We start from the raw sequence: 18090 nt of genomic DNA, 5'->3' as shown, positions 1-18090 counted from the left end.
TAGTTAATTTGATGGCTGATTTTAAAATTATGATTTTTTGATTTTATTTTTTGGCAAAAAGGAATTTATAAAAAAATTCTCGTGGACAATTGATTTTCATTTCTAGAGATCCTGTGAGGAGATCATTAGTACATTTTGTAATTATATTTTCGATATCATTTTTGAATTTTTTTGTATTGATGGTTGTGATGTATTGGTTTATGTCGTCATGATAAATTCCATCCCATTCTTGTTTTGGATGGGTTATGGTGTTCGTCGTTTCTTCAGATATACGAAATATAACATTAGTTTTTTTATTGGTGCTAACGCTTAGTAGGCTTCCGTCATGATATAAGCCGTTTCGAAGTGCGTAGAGTTTTTCTATTTCATTTTCTGTATATGTTCCGAATAAATCAAGAGCAATTTTTATGCCCCCTCTATAATTTGTTGACTTTGATTTGCTGCCATATGCTCCTCCAATCTGATCTAAGACAGCGAAGCATGCGAGCAGTGGGGTGTAAATTCTGGTTCTGTTATTATTGAAGGAGGCTTGTGCAGTATTCATTAAATCATGAAGGCTAGTATAAAGAGTGCAGTTTGATAGTCGCTGGAAGCCAAGAATTCGATCTAAGTGAATGAATGCCAGATCAGAAACCTCAAGATCATGCAATGCTTTTTCTTCGAAATATCTGCTTGAGTCACACATGGCTTTGGACTTAAGATCTGTAATTGGCATAACTATTGTGCTTTCTATTCTAAGGTATATGAAAATTTGGCTCAGAAGATGGTCGATTAGGGGGACTTTTCAGGGTAGTTTGGTTCAGATTCCTTCTGTTGTAAATGCACTTCTAAGGCAGTGATCTACATCGGCTAAGGAGCATCTTGTGCCTCAGATCTTCTGAGTTGCCTGAACAGCCGTATCTATGTTTAGCGACCGAACACGATCCAGCCCGGCCATCGATTCTGGTCTCACACATCAGGTTCTGGTGAAAATGGGCAGCCATGCTGATATATGCGGCCCACACCGCATATATCATGCGGCGATCATCCGCTTTTGCATCAAATATCCGCAGTGGAATCCATCGATTTCGGCAGCCGCGTCCTAGATCGATGGGATGCTTTTTAGATTCTCTACTTCAGCTCCCTGAGCTTTTTCGAGTAAGAGGACAGGATCTCAGGCACGGACAAATTGTGAAGATCAATCAATTTCTGCGTATGTTCGTCTGAAAGATCGTTGAAGTTGAGCCCTTCGAAAGCCTTAAAGAAAGCTCGGCACGATTTCACGAGTTTTTTGAGATCATGCTCACGCATGCCCTCGACCGAATGAGTGAAGGCTGCAGCACTTTGTATCTTGCCCGCAGGGTGGATGATGATCCTCTTTGCTTCGAACCCTGGATAATGCTTGTCAAACCAGGCGCTGGCTCGGTTCATCTGCTCGGTTTCGCGCTGAGTGACCTCAGCACGGGTGACGTCGACTTCACTTTTGCATTCGATGAGGAGGTAATGCTTGTCATTGAGTGCCCAAAGATTGTCTGGGCCCTCCTTCCATTCCGCATCGGGGCGCTCTCCGGCAAATCCGAGCGCGAAGCTCAATTCGTTAAACGCATGTTCGAACTTGTCGGCATTTACGCCGAACGCGAGCCGTCCCAAAATATCCGTAACCGCGACATCTAAAGCTCCATAATTATCAAAGTTTTGGATCCATTTCTGGACTCTATTGACACGCCCTTGGCTGCGCATCGTCAGTTGGGTGACCGTCACGCCGGTCGCTGGTTTAAGAAGTAGCATATTGCTTTTATGGGCAGCTTTTTGTTGACTTTGTGAATCAGGACGCGCTGAGCTGTAGAAGTAGCGGGCTCGCTCTTGCAAATACCAACCTTTGTCATCAGCATCTAGGCTGCCGCTGTCGAGAAGGCGCTGCAGGACTGCAGTAGCTGCACCATAGTCGCCAGCTATGTAGTACTTCTCGGCCTCCAGTTCGGTCGCATAAATATTTAGAATGGCCTTATTGGCGCCAGCTGGCGCGACTCCTGCCATCTGTTCAGCATAATATGTCTTCCAATCGTCGTCGCGGGTAAGGCACTGCTTGATTAGACCGTTGAATGCGCTGGCTGGGTCCTCACCATCAGCAATTTCCTGCTTCGCCATTTTTCCAAGTTCGAGCCCTATCTCGATTTGTTTAGCGAACTGGGGCGAGAGATAAAAACGGGATGACGCATCGCGAAGGGTGCGCACAAGCTCCGTTCCGACGACGATGATTACGGAGTAGTCTTTCTCTCCACGAACGCTACGCCCCATACCCTGTTCGATCGTGCGCATCGTCTTAGTGAGCGTCGCCTTGGAGTTAGGTCGCACCCGTTCAGCATAAAGATCGATCAGGCTTTCTGAGAAAGGTTTAGAATCGAACATCAGGATACGGCATGTCGAATCGGGTAGATCAATGCCGTCATAACGATTCACAAGCACCACGGTCTGCTCGTAATTTCCTTTGCGGAGTCCGTCTATGACGACGTCGACATTGTTCTTGTCGGTAATTCTCGCGCCATGAGATTCCCAATCTTTTGAGCGTGAATGGCTAGGAATCAAACCGACACGTCCAAATTTTCGATTTTCCCCAGGCGTCGCCAGCCATTTAACGCGGCTCTCGCGATCGAGATCTTCATGAATAATCGATGGTAGAAGAATCATCTTCTCGCCAGACCAAGTTTCCTCAGTATAGGTCAGAGGGTTCGAAATGGTCTCCGGTGAAAGTTGAAGCCCCTTCACCAGAAAGGCATCGTCGGTCACCGTCGCCGACATGAAGATTCGGTGTGCCGCTTTGGCGTATGAACCAAATGCATTGAGTGGAGCCACATAGGGCTCTATCTCGATCGCCGCGCCTGAGACGATACACTGGCAATGCTTGAGCATGTCCTTCAGTAGCGGCCATGCGAATTTGATCGATTTGCGGTCAGAATTTTGGGCTAGGATGGAGGCAATCTCGCTCTCGTATGTGAGCCAGCTCCAATATGGTACCGGAAGGAAGGCGTCCCTTTTTGCCTGCTCAATCTCGGCAAACGTACCTGCACCTTGTTGTTCGAGCTCGGTATTGAACAGCGCCAGAAGCCCCGCGTAGGCGGGCTCCTCCCTAGGGATACGAATGCGGCATTGTTCACGGATTCGGTCGGCACAGGCATGTGCGTCGTCCATGAGGACGGTGTCAAGCTGAATAGACTGATGATTCAAGCCGAATTTGGTCATGCCGTTGAAAAGCTTACTCGCGGACGTGACCAAGATGCGATCGCCATTGATAAATTCTTCAGGCAGATCGGCATCGCTTGTACAAGTCCGGATGCCAAACTGTTTAGCCTGTTCGCAGGTCTGGTTTATCAGAAAATTATCCGGGCAGAGATAGACAACAGGGGATTTTCCAGCATTAAGACGTGACTGGAGCATCAGCAGACCGACCAGTGTCTTACCTTGTCCGGTGTGAAGTTTTACGATCACATCGCGTGTCTTGGACTGATTCTGGTGCCAAGCCCTTAGGACCGCTTCTTGTGCTGGACGTAAGGGGCCTTTATCATGCTCACGATCGAGCGTGCCATAAAGGGTTACGGGATCGATCGGCTTGGCCACGACCGTGCCAGCGAGGTGTTTTTTGAAATTAACCATGTGCCTATACTTGTAAGTTTCATGTAATAATTATGATTCACCCCTAGTCTCCGGTGGCGCAGCTCGTAACTTTAGGTGGATCAATATGTGACCCACCTAAAGCCTTTAGATTCCATGCAGCTACGAACAAGTTCTTGCTCTTTTGCCTCAGCTACCTTGCTAAGGCCCACGTCATACTTGCACTGAGCCAAAGCACTCTTTGTATCATCTGGCGTGACACTGGCTTTTCGCCAAGTAGGCTGTGGTGATGAACAAGCACTGACTAAAAGTGCGATGGCTAAGGGAGCAAGAATTTTCGCGTGCATTGGAGTTTTAAATGTTAATAATAAACACAATGCAACTATAAGATACATCTTGGCGTGTTTTGGCGAAAAAACTCACATTTGTGTTTTCCGAGAGAGTTAGATGTTCGAGCACAACTGGTGGCGAGCATGGCTACCCGCATAGGGTTTTGATCTTTCATCCCCGCACGCGATGCTGCGGGGATGGAACAAGACAAATCAAAACCAAAGTATCTTACCGATGCGGACATGGGAATCACGGCAGATGGCTCAACAAGCCAGTCGCCAGATAGCCCGGATAAGAAGCAGCGCTTCCTGAGTGAAGAAGATATGGGCTTTGAGCCCGAAGGTCGAAGCGTCACGGGCATGGCTCGTGACATTGCTGGCACGGTGCTTAACGCTGCTATCTCAGTTCCCGAGGCTGTTGTCGGTCTAGCCGACATTCCCACAGGCGGCCGCGTAGGCAAGTTTCTTGAAGAAAAAGTTGGTTTTAAGCCCGCCGAAGCCAAGCATCTTGTCAACGAGAACATCAAGTCTGATCAATCTCGCGAAGCGCATCGCAAGTTTGAGGAAGCCGAGGGGTTCGTCGACAAGGCCAAAACGGCGATACAGAATCCAAGCCTGATTCTTGAGGGCGTTGGCGAGTCGCTAGGTGCCATGGGTGCTGGTGGCGTGGCGGCACGAGGCCTGATGGCCGCGACACGGCTTGGCCAAGCTGGCGCAAAAGGTGCTGCGTTTGCTAGCGCGGCAGGCGAGGGTGCAGTGATGGCAGGCGCCCAAGCAGCGGCGATCAGGCAAGAGACTGAAGACGGCTTAATCACACCGGTGCAATCGCTCCTGTCAGTAGGCACAGGCGTTCTGGGTGGTGCATTTGGTGCCTTTGGCAACAGGCTTTCGCAAAAGCTCGGTGTGGGTGATGCTGACATCATGATCGCCCAAGGCGCGAAAGCGCTGCGCGATCCAGTTGCCGACCCAGCGACTGCCCAAGCAACACAAACTGCATTGCGCGCTATTCCAGCGGCAATGGTCAAAGGCGCAATTGCCGAAGGCGTGTTTGAAGAGCTGCCGCAATCGGTCACTGAGCAGATCCTGCAAAACATTGCCCTTGGCGATAACTGGACGGATGACCTTGATTCGGCGGTCGTAATGGGCGTCTTGACGGGCGGCGCTATGGGGGCTGGCGCTGCAGGCTTTAAAGGCGTGACCTCTAGAAGTGGAGCCCAGGAGCAACCAGTGCAGCCTGGTGCCGTAGAGGTGGAATCAGAAGCACCGGCGCCGACAGGCAAAGACGCGCTGCGTGCCGCATTCATCCAGCAGCTGCAAGAGCAGGCGCGCTCAGAGCAGGGCCGTGCCCCGGTTCTGGATGAAGAGCGGCTGATGCAGGCCGGCGTGAATCCGCCCACCAGGTTGGATGCTGACCGAATTGATCAGGCACTGGATTTCAGCCAGCCAGAGTTGGTCACGCCAAAGCCTTCTGAGCAAATGGGCATTGACCCAAACGCGGGGCCATTGTCTGCCGGCGCGGCGCATGCAGTTGATTCAGGCGTGAGCGATCAATTGCAGCAGCAACAAGACACAGCTGCTGCACATGCCCAGGCCAAGCCCGAGTCTACCGAATCTGAAGTCCTGCAGACGGCGGCGCAGGATGCGATCGACATGAAGGCGGCGCGCCAAAAAGTAGAGAAGGCCAGTACCACGGTAGATCCAGAGACCGGGGAAATTCTTGGCGTTCAATTGGCTGCAGAGTTTGCAGATTGGTCGGATGAACAACTAAGAAATGCCTTTAAAAGCGCTCAAGGCAAGTCGGTGCGTCAAGAGCTTGCGGTCGAGTTGCAGAGTCGTCGTGCGCGTCGCGAGCAAGAAGCTCTGCAGGCCGAACTGGATGAAGACCTGGCCGCCGGTGAAATGCCCGATGTTGCCGATGGTGCATTTGCCAGCGTGCAAGAGGATGCAGGGCCGGTTCCTGCGCGTATTGAGGTGCAAGGTGGAGGTGAATCTTCGCCCCTCGCGCCAGGATCAAAAGCTAAGGGCGCTAACTTGGCGACATTGGCCCAGCTCAATCGCAAAAAGCTGGCCGAGATGACCACGGGCGAGCTGCACCAGCTGGCCAGCCTGCTGCCAGGTGAACATGGCCGCCAGGAAAAGATTCAGAAAGCGATTCAAGCCCGCGCGACAGCCGCGCAACCAGCAACCACAGAAGGAGCAACTGCCAATGGCGCCACCGCGACTCAAAACAATGTCAGTCAAGATGGCACGACGCCAACGACGCAAGCTCAGCCGCAAGCCGTTGACCCAAAACAGCGAATTACCGATGCAGGTGCACAGTGGGCCCGCATGCCTGCCGCAGAACGATCCGCGCTGGCGGCGCGCTTGGATGGCGTAGCACCGGTCATCGCAAAAAATCTGCCAAAGTCTCAGTGGGAGAAGCTAAATAGCAAACTGCAGGGCAAGATTGCCGACGCCATAAAAGCTCAGGCAGCGCCAGTGGTAGGTGATGAAAAGGCTTTCGCGCCAGAGACGGGAACATTGGGCATCCCGCGCGCTGACATGCCCCAAGTTCCCACTGCCAACCATGGCGGCCTGGTCAAGCACTTGAATGCTCAGGGCATTGGCCATGAAACCAAGACCGTGGATGCGGCAGAGCTTAAACCTACCCAGGCCGAGTATTCGCCATCCAAGGTGGCGGCTGCCAAAACGGCAGGGGGCGATCGCGCCGTCATTGTGACTAGCGATGGTCACATTATTGATGGCCACCACCAGGCAGTAGGTGCTGCAGAGGATGGCAAGCAGGTCAAAGCCATCGTGTTGGATGCCCCGGTCGAGCAAGCATTGGCGGCAGTAAAGGCTTCGCCAAGCGCAAACCAGGTGCCAAAGACTGCGGTCAAAAAGGTAGCAAAGTCGCCTGCCGCACCTCGGGCGATGAACGACGAGGGCCGCGCCGTCGATGGTGACCCCATCATGCCGGGCGACACCTTCACCACCAGCTCAGGGCGCTCCACCAGTCCCCACCCGAAACAGAAGGGCGAGCGCTACGCCTCTCAATGGCTGATCGACAACGCGGTGGCAGAAGCTGAGAGCCGGGGCGACACATTCAATGCGCCGATCTTTAAGGCCACCACGCTGCTGAAGTCTGGCGTGCTCACGGACAGCGACCGCGAAAGCATGTTGATGTATCTGTTCGGCGAACAGCCGGCCGTGGTTCCCAGCATCTTGAAGCCGATGGCACCTTTCGCAAATTCTGCTTCAAATTTGACCGGCAACAGCGCCGATGCTGCGCCGGAAGCTACAGGGAAAGAAGCGAATACGGGTGCTAGTGCCACAAACGACCGCGACCACTTCACCCTGATGCGCGCGAACGACGGCGGGGACGTTGCCCCCGTGACGTTCGCTCGGGGCGAAACCGTCAAGATTGCCGGGACACAGAAGCCATACGGAACAGGCGTCATCACAGGGATCTCGCATGCAGAGCGCAAGTTCCGGGTGGACGGCCAGCAGCATGGCGTCGACTTCGGGTATGCCTATCCCGCCGACTACGACGAGTTCGCCAAGCCGCGTGCCGAGGTGGATAAAGGGCTCGACCGGCTAGCGCAGCGCCTGGCCGAAGAGAACGCCATAGAGGCGCAGAAGTTCATTGAAGCGGCCAAGTCCGTCATCAAGCTGCACAACCTGGGCGACTACGCAAAGGCCCGTATGGCTGAGCTGACAGCGCGCGCGGCCGAGATCAGCCAATCCGTGGTGGACAAGATGCGCGCCGCGCGTGAGCGCAAGGCAGCAGAGGACGCCGCAGCCCGCGAGACGGAGAAGGCCAAGGCGAAGCCCGAAGAGCCGGTGCGCATGACCATGGAGGAGTGGAAAGCCGCATCCAAGGACTTCAAGAGCATCGTGGACGGTCAACGCATGGTTATGCGTGAGGGTGGCATGCGTAAGGTGGTGATCGAAAAACCTAATAGCGTGTCAGCAAAGAAGCTCAGAGGTGTGGTTGCCAAAGCTGCAGAGGCAAAAATCGCCGAGATTTCGGCTGATTACCTTAATGGAGCCGTTCAAGGCGACACGATCACGGCATCAAAGGATTTTGACTATGTGAGGGGCGGAGTGCCTTTGCTGGTTGAAAGCATCTCCCCAAGAGGTGATGTGCATGTGTTTGACCCAGTCGATGGTGGGCGCACGTCCTTCAAGGCGGATATGGCGGCAGGCCGCCGCGTGACGTTCACGGTGGAGAAGGCCATCGCAGCGCCTGAGCCTATTGCTTTTCTTGCTCGTCACAACGCCATTGAGGCCGGCATCAGCGCAGGCACTCTGAACCTGGATGAGTACAAGAGCGCATTTGCCGACCTGGAGACCAACCGCGACGCAGTGGTTGCCGAGTTGGAAAAATTGACCAAGGACGAGCTTCTGCGCGCTGGCGGGACGGTCTTTGCCTATCGCAACAAGGGAGAAAAGAAAGCCGACATCGTGGCAGCGGCCTACGCTGAAATGATGAAGACTTACGCCTTGGGGCGCAGCTATGGCCCGAGCAGCCATGTCTTGAGTTCAAGCGGCATGAGCGCGCACCGCGCAAAACAAGCCGAGGCCTTGCGCGAGCTGGTAGCCAACACAACGGCTGAAGATTTGAGCAAGCGCGCGGCGGAAATCAAATCGATCCGTGACGAATTCAAGGCCGAACGAGAAGCAAAGGCAGCAGCGCTTGCCAGCCCAAAGACCTTGCAGGACTTCCGAGGATTTTTGAAGCATTGGATCGATCAGGGTGATTCGGGAACGGCCGCATTCTTGCGACTGACACCAGAGCAACGCCAGCAGTTTGACGCGTTGGAGGCAGCGCAGACCAAAGAGGCGCGCGAGGCAGCTAAACGCAAGGCGCTGACTTCTGTGCAGAGCGCAGGCAACACTACGGCTGGTGAAGTCGTCGCCACCAAGCACACCAAGAAAGGGCACGACCTATTTGTGGTGGCGCTGGCTGATCGCGTGGAGCGTGATGCCTATGACACCCTCAATGCCAGCGCCAAGCAGCTTGGTGGCAGCTACAGCAGTTATCGCGGCAATGGCGCGATTCCAGGCTTCCAGTTCCGCACCCGAGAGGCGGCCGAGGCCTTCCAGAAACTGATGGCCGGTGATACCACACAGGCGCAGGAGTTGGCGAGTCAGCGCCGCGATGCTTTTGATGATGACAAGAGCCAGAGCGCGGCCGAGCGCCTGCGCACCATGGCCGAGGCGCTGGATGAGCGCGCCGCAGATGCGCTGGGCGCTGATCGCAAGGTGAACACTGAACGCCGTGCACGATTTGCTGCTTCTGCTGAGGCAGCTGCACGCATGCAGCAAGCTTTGGCGGGCACGATGCGCAACATCGCCAAAGCTATTGACGATGGCAAGGCCCAGTTCCTGGACGGGGTGCGTCAGCGGACACAGGTCGAATACCTGATGGGCCAGCTGCGCAATGCAAAGAGCAGTCAGCTGCAGGCTAAGTACCCTGAGTACGGCGAACGCATGAAGCGCAGCGGCGAGCCGATCGATGGCGAAACGGTGGATTTCGCAGAATTTCCCCGCTTTGAAATGTTCCGCAGTGATCTGGCGAACCTGGCGCGTCAGTTGCAGGAAGTTGACGGCGGCAAGAAGATGGGCGCGCTGCTGGCCAAGGCTGCTGATGATGTGACCGATGCCTATACCAGCTGGGCCAAAGAGAACCTGCTACGCGTGAGCCACTTCGGCAACAAGGCGGATGGCGGCTTTGCAGAATTCGCCAATAAAGAAACGGCCGAGCGCGCCATCAAGCGCAGCGGACTGGTGGGCAAAGCCATTGTGCTGCCTATCAAGCGCGGCCAAAACCGCGTCATTCTTTCACCAGGCGAGGCCATGCAGCAGGGGCTGTGGCAAGGCGACGGTGACAAGCGCATGCGTCTGGGCTTGGAGTTTGTCGAGGGCTTGGTCAAGCTGGGCAAGCGCAAGGGCAGCAAAGAGCTGGCCATCCCATGGCAGTTGGAGAGCGCCTACGACAACCGCAAACGCTTGGAGCGAATGGGCATTAAGACGCCTGCAGAGTTCCGCAGTGCCTTGCGCGAGCTGGCATCGTTGCAGCAGGAAATGGGCTCGCCAGACCGGATCAAGGAGTTGGAGCGCTCCATGGTGGGCCGCGCCAATGACGGTTTGGACTTCTTCCCGACCAGCCCAGCGGTGGTGCAGAGCATGCTAGACGCTGCAGAAATCACCGAAGGCATGGCTGTGCTGGAGCCTTCAGCTGGCATGGGCCACATCGCTGATGCCATCGTTGCAGATTCTGGCGTGTGGCCTGACGTGGTGGAGCTTTCGGGCAGCCGTCGCGAGCTTCTGGAGGCCAAGGGGTTTCATTTGGCCGAGGTTGATGACTTCCTAACCCTGGAGCCGCGGCGCTTCTTCACATATGGAGACACCTTTCGTGCTCCCGATGGCGTCGAGGGAACGATGCGCGGTGTAGGAAGCATGGGGAGCCAGCGCGTGCGTTTGGAGGATGCAGACGGCAAGCGTCTTGGTCTATACGACCGTGGCGAACTGACCGGTATCGCTCAAAACGGCTCATGGTCCGGGTATGACCGCATTGTGATGAACCCGCCATTCTCCGAAGGCCGCGACATCCAGCACGTCATGCACGCCTACAGCTTGCTGCGCCCAGGTGGCCGGATTGTGTCAATCATGGGCGAGGGCGCTTTCTTTCAGTCCAACAAACGCGCAGAGGCCTTCCGCTCTTGGCTGGTTGAGCGTGGCGCCACGAATGAGAAGCTACCAGATGGCTCTTTCATGGATCCGAGCCTACCTGTGAACACTGGCGTGGCCGCGCGCATGGTGGTGATCGACAAGCCGGTGGCCGCTGTCGGCGTGCCTGATGGCGACATTGATGCCTTCGGAGCCCTTCCGCGCAAACTGACACAAAAAGGCACGCCATTTGACCGCGCCATCATGGCGATGGTCCAAGAGGGCAAGCCTGCGAGCGATGTGCTGGGCATGATCGCCAATGGTTCGCGCGATCCATTCTACAGACAGCTGGCAAAACTGATGGGCAAAGCCAAGGCTAACCCAGTGTTGGTGTTTGAAAATGAGGTAAAGGGCGGGCTTGCCTACTACAGCGCAAAGCGAGACGCCTTAGTGATGGGGCCAGAGGCCCAGAGCCGTGCCGAGCAGATATTCATGCATGAGTTCGTGCACGCGGTGACGATTCGCGCATTGCACCAAAACAGCCTGCCATCCCTGCAGATGTCCAAGCTGTACCAACACGTTAAAAAGCGCCATGGGTCGGCTGGGTACTACGGGATGAAGAACGTGCGCGAGTTTGCAGCGGAGGCCTTCACCAACCCGGACTTTCAGCGATTTCTCAAGAATATCGACGCGCCGGCTGGCAATATAGCCAAGTCAGCATGGGATGCCTTTTTGCGGGTGCTAAAAAATATTCTTGGCCTGCCCAATAACGCTACTGATGCACTTTCCAGGGCGCTGGACATCGGGGTCAATGTGATGCGTGAAGACATGCGAGTGCGCGCGGTGCTTGCACAGCGCAATACGCCTGCGGATGCACACATGGCAGAGTCTCGTACCTTAGAGCCAGTAAAGCTGGCGCTGGAAGGGTGGGATGGTAGCCAAAAGCAATTGAGAGAGCTTGCTGGCGCTTGGTACAACACTAATTTGCAAGGCAAGGCCTTTGCAAATGATGACATGGGTGTGCAGATTCAGTTTTCTTCAGAGGGACGCAATACTGCTTTTGCGACTTCTGGCAATTTGCGAGACGGTTGGCGCACGGAAATTGTGAAGGCGCTGCCGGATTTGATTAAAAACGCGGTGAAAGTGCAAGAGTCAGCACCTGATGAGCGTAAGGCGCACAAAACGCGAATGATGCACACGCTCGTGGCACCTTTAGAGGTGGGTGGCAAAGTGTATGCGGCCAAGATTACTGTGCGTGAGGCTTTGCTTGATCCGAATGGGATTCCGCACAAGTTTTACGATGTTACTGCGTTGCAAATAGAAAACGGCCCCGAAATGTTTGGAGTCGCTCCCGATGTTTCCACCGGGCCGGTGCATCCTACTGGATCGGGGCCGTCAGGGGTCAGTGTAGCTGCCTTGGCCAAAGCAAGCAAGATCGAGCCTCAAGAGGATGTTGATTTTTTTAGTACAGAGGCGATTGAGGGCATTAAAAAAAGCGCTCTGGACCAACTAAGCCACACCTTTACACATCCTGGTAAGGTGTCACTTTGGGATAAAACCGTAGGCACCATGCGCAACCTGGCGTTGCGCGCGCCTGAGTTCAAGCCGGTGTTTGAATCAGCGCAGCGTTTTATTGATGACGTGTCCATGCTGGCCAATGATGCGGCCGACGCGGCGCCGCGCCTCATGCCGCGTGTGGAAAGCCTGGGCGACCTGAAGAAAAAGCCGATCACCGCAGCTGACAACAAAGCCGTGGCCAAACCGCTGTTCGAGGGCACGCTGATGTGGGCGCGCGACATGGATGGCAAGCCAATGCTGGTAGATGAGCTGTCTAAAAAGTACAGCGACACGCCAACTGCCGAGAAAGCCGCAATGCTCATGCGCTCGGGCAAGGTGTCCGATCAGGTGCTCAAAATGTGGAGCGGCATGCCAGTCGGTCAATTTGATGCCGTTGTAAATGGGAAGTTTGAGCGAGACCTCCTCAAGCCTGGTGTGGTGTGGACTGATTCAGAGCTTAAAGACAGGTTTGGCCTGACCGAGCAGCAAGTGAGTCTGTACCGCGAGGCCCGTGGCGCCATTGACCGTAGTATCGACATGACCGCCCGCACCGACATGCTGCGCATGCTGGGTGATGAATTTGCTGATTTGCGAGAGCTGGTGCTGGAGCAACCCATGCTCAAAGATGCCTTTGACCTGGTGGTCGAGACGCTGCAGACAGAAGCCAAAGAGCGCCCAGACATGGCAGATCGCTTGCTGGCAATCAATAACTCGGTGGTGAACCGCTACGAAACGGCCAAAGGCCTGATGGATTACGGCTACGCGCCGCTGTCGCGCTTTGGTCAATACACCGTAGATGTGGTTGACCAGGCTGGCGAGCGCCAATACTTCGGTATGTTTGAGAGCAAGCGCGAGGCCAACCTGATGCGAATCAAAATGGCCACGGTATTCCCTGGTGCGACAGTCACTCAAGGCACCATGAGCCAGCAGGCATTCAAGCTGTTCCAAGGCATTACCCCTGAGAGCCTGGAGCAATTCGGCTCGATGCTGGGGCTCAAGAGCGACGGCAACGAGGCTAAAGACAAGGCATTCCAGGCGTACCTGCAGTTGGCCAAGAACAACCACAGCGCCCTCAAGCGCCTGATTCATCGCAAGGGCATTGACGGTTACAGCGAGGACGTCGGCCGCGTGCTGGCCAGTTTCGTGTATTCCAATGCCCGCTTGGGTTCGGGCGGGCTGAATGCCGGCACCATGGAAACGGCAGTCGAGGCCATCCCCAAGGAAAAGGGCGAGCTGCGCGACGCGGCTATGAGCTTGCGCAGTTACATCCAAGATCCACAGGATGAAGGCCAGGCAATTCGTGGCTTCTTGTTTGCGCAGTACCTGGGCGGTTCGGTGGCTTCAGCTGCGGTCAACATGATGCAGCCATTCCAGATCACCATGCCTTGGCTGTCGCAATACGGCGGCATGGCCAATGCGGCAAAGCAAATGACGCGGGCACTCAAGGACATGGGCACAAAGGGCTACCAATACGAGCCCGACCTGGCCAAGGCCTTGCATGAGGCGGTGGAAGACGGCACGGTGAGCCCGCAAGAGATCCACCAACTGATGGCCCAGGCGCGTGGTACCGGATCGCTGCGCGCGGGAGACGGCACCAAGTCAGGCGATGCACGCGCAGCTATGGCAAACAACTGGGAGCGCGTCAAAGTGGCGTGGGGCCAACCTTTCGCCCTGGCCGAGCAGTTCAACCGCCGCAGCACCTTCATTGCCGCGTACCGCATTGCCAAAGAGCAGGGCATGGCCAATCCCGGCCAGTTTGCCCGTGATGCGGTGCTGGAAACCCAGTTTCTTTACTCGAAGGCCAACAAACCGCGCTGGGCGCGCGGGGCTATCGGCGGGACTTTGTTTACGTTTAAAACGTACAGCGTCTCCTATCTGGAGCTGATGAACCGCATGTGGAACCCGCCGCGCCAGGCTGGTGAGGGTGATGACGCCTACGCGCCACGCCGTGCAGCAGCGCGCCGCGCCGTGGGCTGGTCGATTGCCATGCTGATGTTGACCGCTGGCGCTGGCGGCCTGCCATTTGTGGAGGATGCTGAAGACCTGATTGATGGCGCTGGCCAGCTGATGGGCTACAACATCAGTGCAAAGCAGTGGCGAAAGGAGTTCCTGCAGAGCACGATTGGCGCCGAGCTGGGCGAGTTCTTTGAGCAAGGTATGTCGGGCCTACCAGGTGCGCCAATCGATGTGTCTGGCCGTTTGGGTCTGGGCAACCTGATTCCCGGTACCGGCCTTTTCTTGAGCAAGCAAAGCCGCGAGCGTGACTTGTTGGAAGTCGTGGGGCCAGCCGGCGACTTGATATCGCGCGGCTTCACTGGCGCACGCAAGTTGCTGACTGGCGACGTTGCTGGCGCAGCACTGGAAGTGTCGCCCAACGCAGTGCGCAACGCGGCCAAGGGCGTGGATATGGCTGTCAGTGGCATGTATAAGGACACCAAAGGATACAAGGTGCTCGACACCACGTTGACCGAGGCGCTATCGAAGGCGGCGGGCTTTCAACCTAAAAGCGTTTCGGAAGTCCAGGAAACCAACAGCTTCATGCTGCGCAGTCGCAGTTTTTACACGACCACCAGCAGCGAAATCAAGGCACAGTGGGCCGCGGCGCTTTTTGAGAAAGATGAGTCGGCATTGGCCAATGTCAGATCCAGGCTTGAGGCCTGGAACCGCAACAACCCTGACCAGCGCATCATCATCAAGATGCCGGACATTTGGAAGCGCGTGCGCAACATGGAAAAGGATCGAACACAGCGCATTCAGGACACATCACCAAAAGCTATCCGCCAGCAAATGCGAGCGATGGCCGCCGAGGCGAATCAGTGAACCTGCATGGGGTTTGTTCCAGAGTTGCAAAGGTGTTTCAATCAGGCTATGAAAAATCGCAAGTACATCAATGTCAAGGCCGGCGAGTCGTTTCATATTGGGGCGGCCCGCGTGACACTGGAGCGCAAATCCGGCTCTATTGCGCGACTCTGTGTAGAGGCTGACGACTCTGTGCGAATCATAGAGCCAGGAAAACCAGGGGGCGCTACTGCCGCGTCTCTTGGTTGCGGTGACTTGCAAAAGTTCGGCACTCCAACCATGGGCAAAGCATCATGAATAAAACGGAAATGCAAGAACAGCTGCGCATCCAGACTTCATCCTTGCCAGCAGACGAAAAAGTGGCCAAGTACATCGTACTACAGGCCAAGATGCGGCGAATTGGGCCGCAGGACATGCGAAAAACGCTGTTCTTCTGGCACCAATGCGGCGATTTCTACCTGGCCGACCCGGAGGATATGCGCTGGCAGACCAGCACTGATCCGGTTCTTTTGGTGCTCAAGGATGGCAACCTGGTGGACACCACGATGCCACGCTTGCGCGAGAAGCTGCCCGCGCTGGTTCAGGACATTCGGTTGTACCGCAAAAAACTGGCTACCGATGATGCCTTACTGCAGCGCTTGCAGGATGGAATTGATGGCCGACACCAGCGAATCAAGCAGGGCGAAGCACATGGTGACCAGCATGTGATTGCTGAAAATCCAGCATTGGTTTAATTCTTTTTTTGGTGCGCAGGAGTGCGCCATTCAATCCCTAAGGAGGGGTTCTAATGGCAAATACTTTGCTCTCCAAGGCGCGGCAGCGCTTCCTCGAAGGCAACTTCAACTGGCTATCCGATGTCATCAAAGTGGTTTTGGTAGATACCGGCTCCTACGTTATTAACGTAGACACACACGAATACATTTCAGATGTTCCGCCAGCGGCGCGTGTCACCACGCCAGTCACTTTGACATCCAAAACAACGACCAATGGTGCTGCCGATGCGGCAGATTGCACATTTGTTGGTGTGTCTGGACCGAGCATAGAGGCCATCGTGATCTACAAAGACTCTGGCACTGAATCGACCAGCCCGCTAATTGCCTACATCGATACAGCAACTGGCTTGCCCATCACACCCAACGGGGGCGACATTATTTGTGTGTGGGATAACGGGGTCAACCGCATTTTCAGGGTTTAAAGGCCTATGCAATCCACTATAGAGCTGTCGCAAGTTTTGACAGAAGAACTGCGCGGCAAGGTCATAGAGTCCATCATCGTTGGCGAATTTGGTGCGTTTTCTATCAGGGCGAAGGATGGGACGGTTGCGACCCTGAATGCGTCAATGAGGCACGACATCAAGGTGTCGCATGGTGGGTTGTCAAAAGCACTCGTTAATGTCGATGCACATGATTGCGCAGACTGCATTCCTGTGGCTAATAGTGATTTGACCCCGGAGAGCTTCCGGCCAAAGCTGCCACCCATGCTCGCAGACCTGTTATTGCAGCCAGAGTTGCCTTTAAGCGACTCGATGGCTGAAAGTGAGCAGGCGCAGGAGGTCAGAGACAAGCCGCCGGCGCAAATGGTCTCAATCCCAAGCGGCATTGATGCAACAGCAGTGTTCGGGATGACGCGTCGAGCGGGCGGTATCGATTGGGAAAAGGTTGTGACACTGCCGACTTTTCAGATGTATGTTGCTGAATCCAAATTTCCAAATCCTAATGACTTGGATAGCCAGAAATTGGCTATTTCTTTTGTCCAATCAGCGATTTCTTCTGGAAAAGATGAGCAGCAGTTTTATGAGGAATACGCTTTGTGGTTCGATCAAAAAGCATGCTGGCATCATGAGAGTCCAATGGGGGTAGAAAAAAATGGCTAAAGCAACAGGAAAGCTATTTAGAAGTTTTCCGACACAATCCGTCACCCATGCCGCAATGAAAGGTATGCATGATTATTTGTTAGCGATAGGCCTGAGTTCGTTTGCGCATGCTAATAGATATGATGTTGATGGAGATGTATCTCAAGCGCCTCCAAGCAGTAGTAATCCACCTTGGGCATCTAAGTGGATGTTCTATAGCTTTACCGATTCATTGCAGTCGGAGAGTCCAATATTTGTTGGATTTAGAATCGAGAAGACATTTCAAATTTCAGCTCCGGCAACAACCTTTTATACGATTGGATGGGCTGTGTGCGACAGAATTTCAGATGCTGGAGAGCCATCTGGTAGAGCCTTATCAACAATTGCATCGACCTCATCAACTGGCTTGTCGCATTCTACTATCTACGAAGATCATGCTGGAGATTATTTGAGGTATACCGGCGATTCTTTGACGGTATCCATTGGTGCAAGCTTTATCAGGCAGACATCTGCAGCAGGACAGGTTTTTTATAAAAGCTGCAGTTTTTTTCATGTAGAACGTCAGAGGAAAAATGATGGCGCACTGAGTGATGGATTTGCAATTGTTGCTGATTTAAACGCACCTGGTGTTGCAGGAACTGATGTCACTGTTTTTGCTACGAATTCGTCTGATTATTCAACTTCGCCAACGTGGGCTTATAGGTCTGGCGGCACAGCAAAGAAAACGTCAGGACTTGTGCCCATTGTTGCGCCAATTTATTATCCAGTATCAGGCACCGGTGAAGGTGCTGTTTTTAGAAGAATTTTCACGGTGCAATTAGGACATTCGGATATTTATTCTGATGTTGTTCTTGATTTTTCTGGCGTTGATAAACTATATCTTTCATATTGGAACGCTAGAGCCTATCCGGCTAGTCCTGATTTTGGTTACTTGCTGGAGAATGAGTGATGGCGGTTTCTTATGAAAGTGTATTTATAGATGACGATCTTTTGCTCGCAATCTCTAATAAAACACCTGAGTTATTAGGTGTGGGTTATGTTGGAGTTATTTCAAATGGTCGCGGTAGCCTTTCGGGGGCGCATCCTGATGGAATTGTGACCGATGACTGGATTCCGGTTTCTGCGGAAATTATTATTAGAATTCGTTCGAAGTTGGCTTCACTGGATGGATTATTTGTTGCAAAAACCAAATCCGGGGTTGATGGAACATGGCTCATTCCAAATTTAAATCCATTGCTAAAGTATGATGTTATCGCCAGGCTTGATGGGCGAAATGATGTGATTGGCTCTGATTTGACGCCGAAAGTGTGA

Annotated in this window: 8 protein-coding genes; 6 read left to right on the top strand and 2 right to left on the bottom strand. The window is 54.1% G+C overall.

From position 1 onward, the window contains the following. Window positions 1-43: 43 nt before the first annotated feature. Together E8K88_RS02575 and E8K88_RS02570 are read right to left on the bottom strand one after the other, a co-directional pair. Complete coding sequence (locus E8K88_RS02575) at window positions 44-715, bottom strand: hypothetical protein (protein WP_136405074.1); 672 nt, start codon at window positions 713-715, stop codon at window positions 44-46. 395 nt (window positions 716-1110) lie between these two features. Continuing rightward, entirely contained in the window at window positions 1111-3630 is a 2520-nt protein-coding gene (locus E8K88_RS02570; protein WP_136405073.1) for a DEAD/DEAH box helicase, read from the bottom strand. Window positions 3631-4160: 530 nt separating this feature from the next. On the opposite strand from E8K88_RS02570, the gene E8K88_RS02560 reads away from it, so the two are divergent. The 6 genes from E8K88_RS02560 (at window position 4161) to E8K88_RS02535 (ending at window position 18090) form a co-directional block, all read left to right on the top strand. Further along, window positions 4161-14948, top strand: a complete 10788-nt coding sequence (locus E8K88_RS02560; protein WP_136405072.1) for a PLxRFG domain-containing protein — start codon at window positions 4161-4163, stop codon at window positions 14946-14948. 272 nt (window positions 14949-15220) lie between these two features. After that, complete coding sequence (locus E8K88_RS02555; protein ID WP_136405071.1) at window positions 15221-15661, top strand: hypothetical protein; 441 nt, start codon at window positions 15221-15223, stop codon at window positions 15659-15661. Window positions 15662-15714: 53 nt separating this feature from the next. Continuing rightward, complete coding sequence (locus E8K88_RS02550; RefSeq protein ID WP_136405070.1) at window positions 15715-16122, top strand: hypothetical protein; 408 nt, start codon at window positions 15715-15717, stop codon at window positions 16120-16122. A gap of 6 nt (window positions 16123-16128) precedes the next feature. Continuing rightward, window positions 16129-16800: a hypothetical protein gene (locus tag E8K88_RS02545; RefSeq protein WP_136405069.1), complete on the top strand. Its 672-nt coding sequence runs from the start codon at window positions 16129-16131 to the stop codon at window positions 16798-16800. After that, complete coding sequence (locus E8K88_RS02540; protein WP_136405068.1) at window positions 16793-17728, top strand: hypothetical protein; 936 nt, start codon at window positions 16793-16795, stop codon at window positions 17726-17728. Before E8K88_RS02545 ends, E8K88_RS02540 begins: the two co-directional genes overlap by 8 nt. Continuing rightward, on the top strand, window positions 17728-18090 hold the full coding sequence (locus E8K88_RS02535) for a hypothetical protein (protein ID WP_136405067.1): 363 nt from the start codon (window positions 17728-17730) through the stop codon (window positions 18088-18090). The genes E8K88_RS02540 and E8K88_RS02535 overlap by 1 nt, the downstream gene beginning before the upstream one ends.

The organism is Lampropedia aestuarii (assembly GCF_004803635.1).
Classification (GTDB): Bacteria; Pseudomonadota; Gammaproteobacteria; order Burkholderiales; family Burkholderiaceae_C; genus Lampropedia; species Lampropedia aestuarii.
Note: the sequence above shows the minus strand (reverse complement) of the source record. Positions and strands in the feature narration are given on the sequence as shown.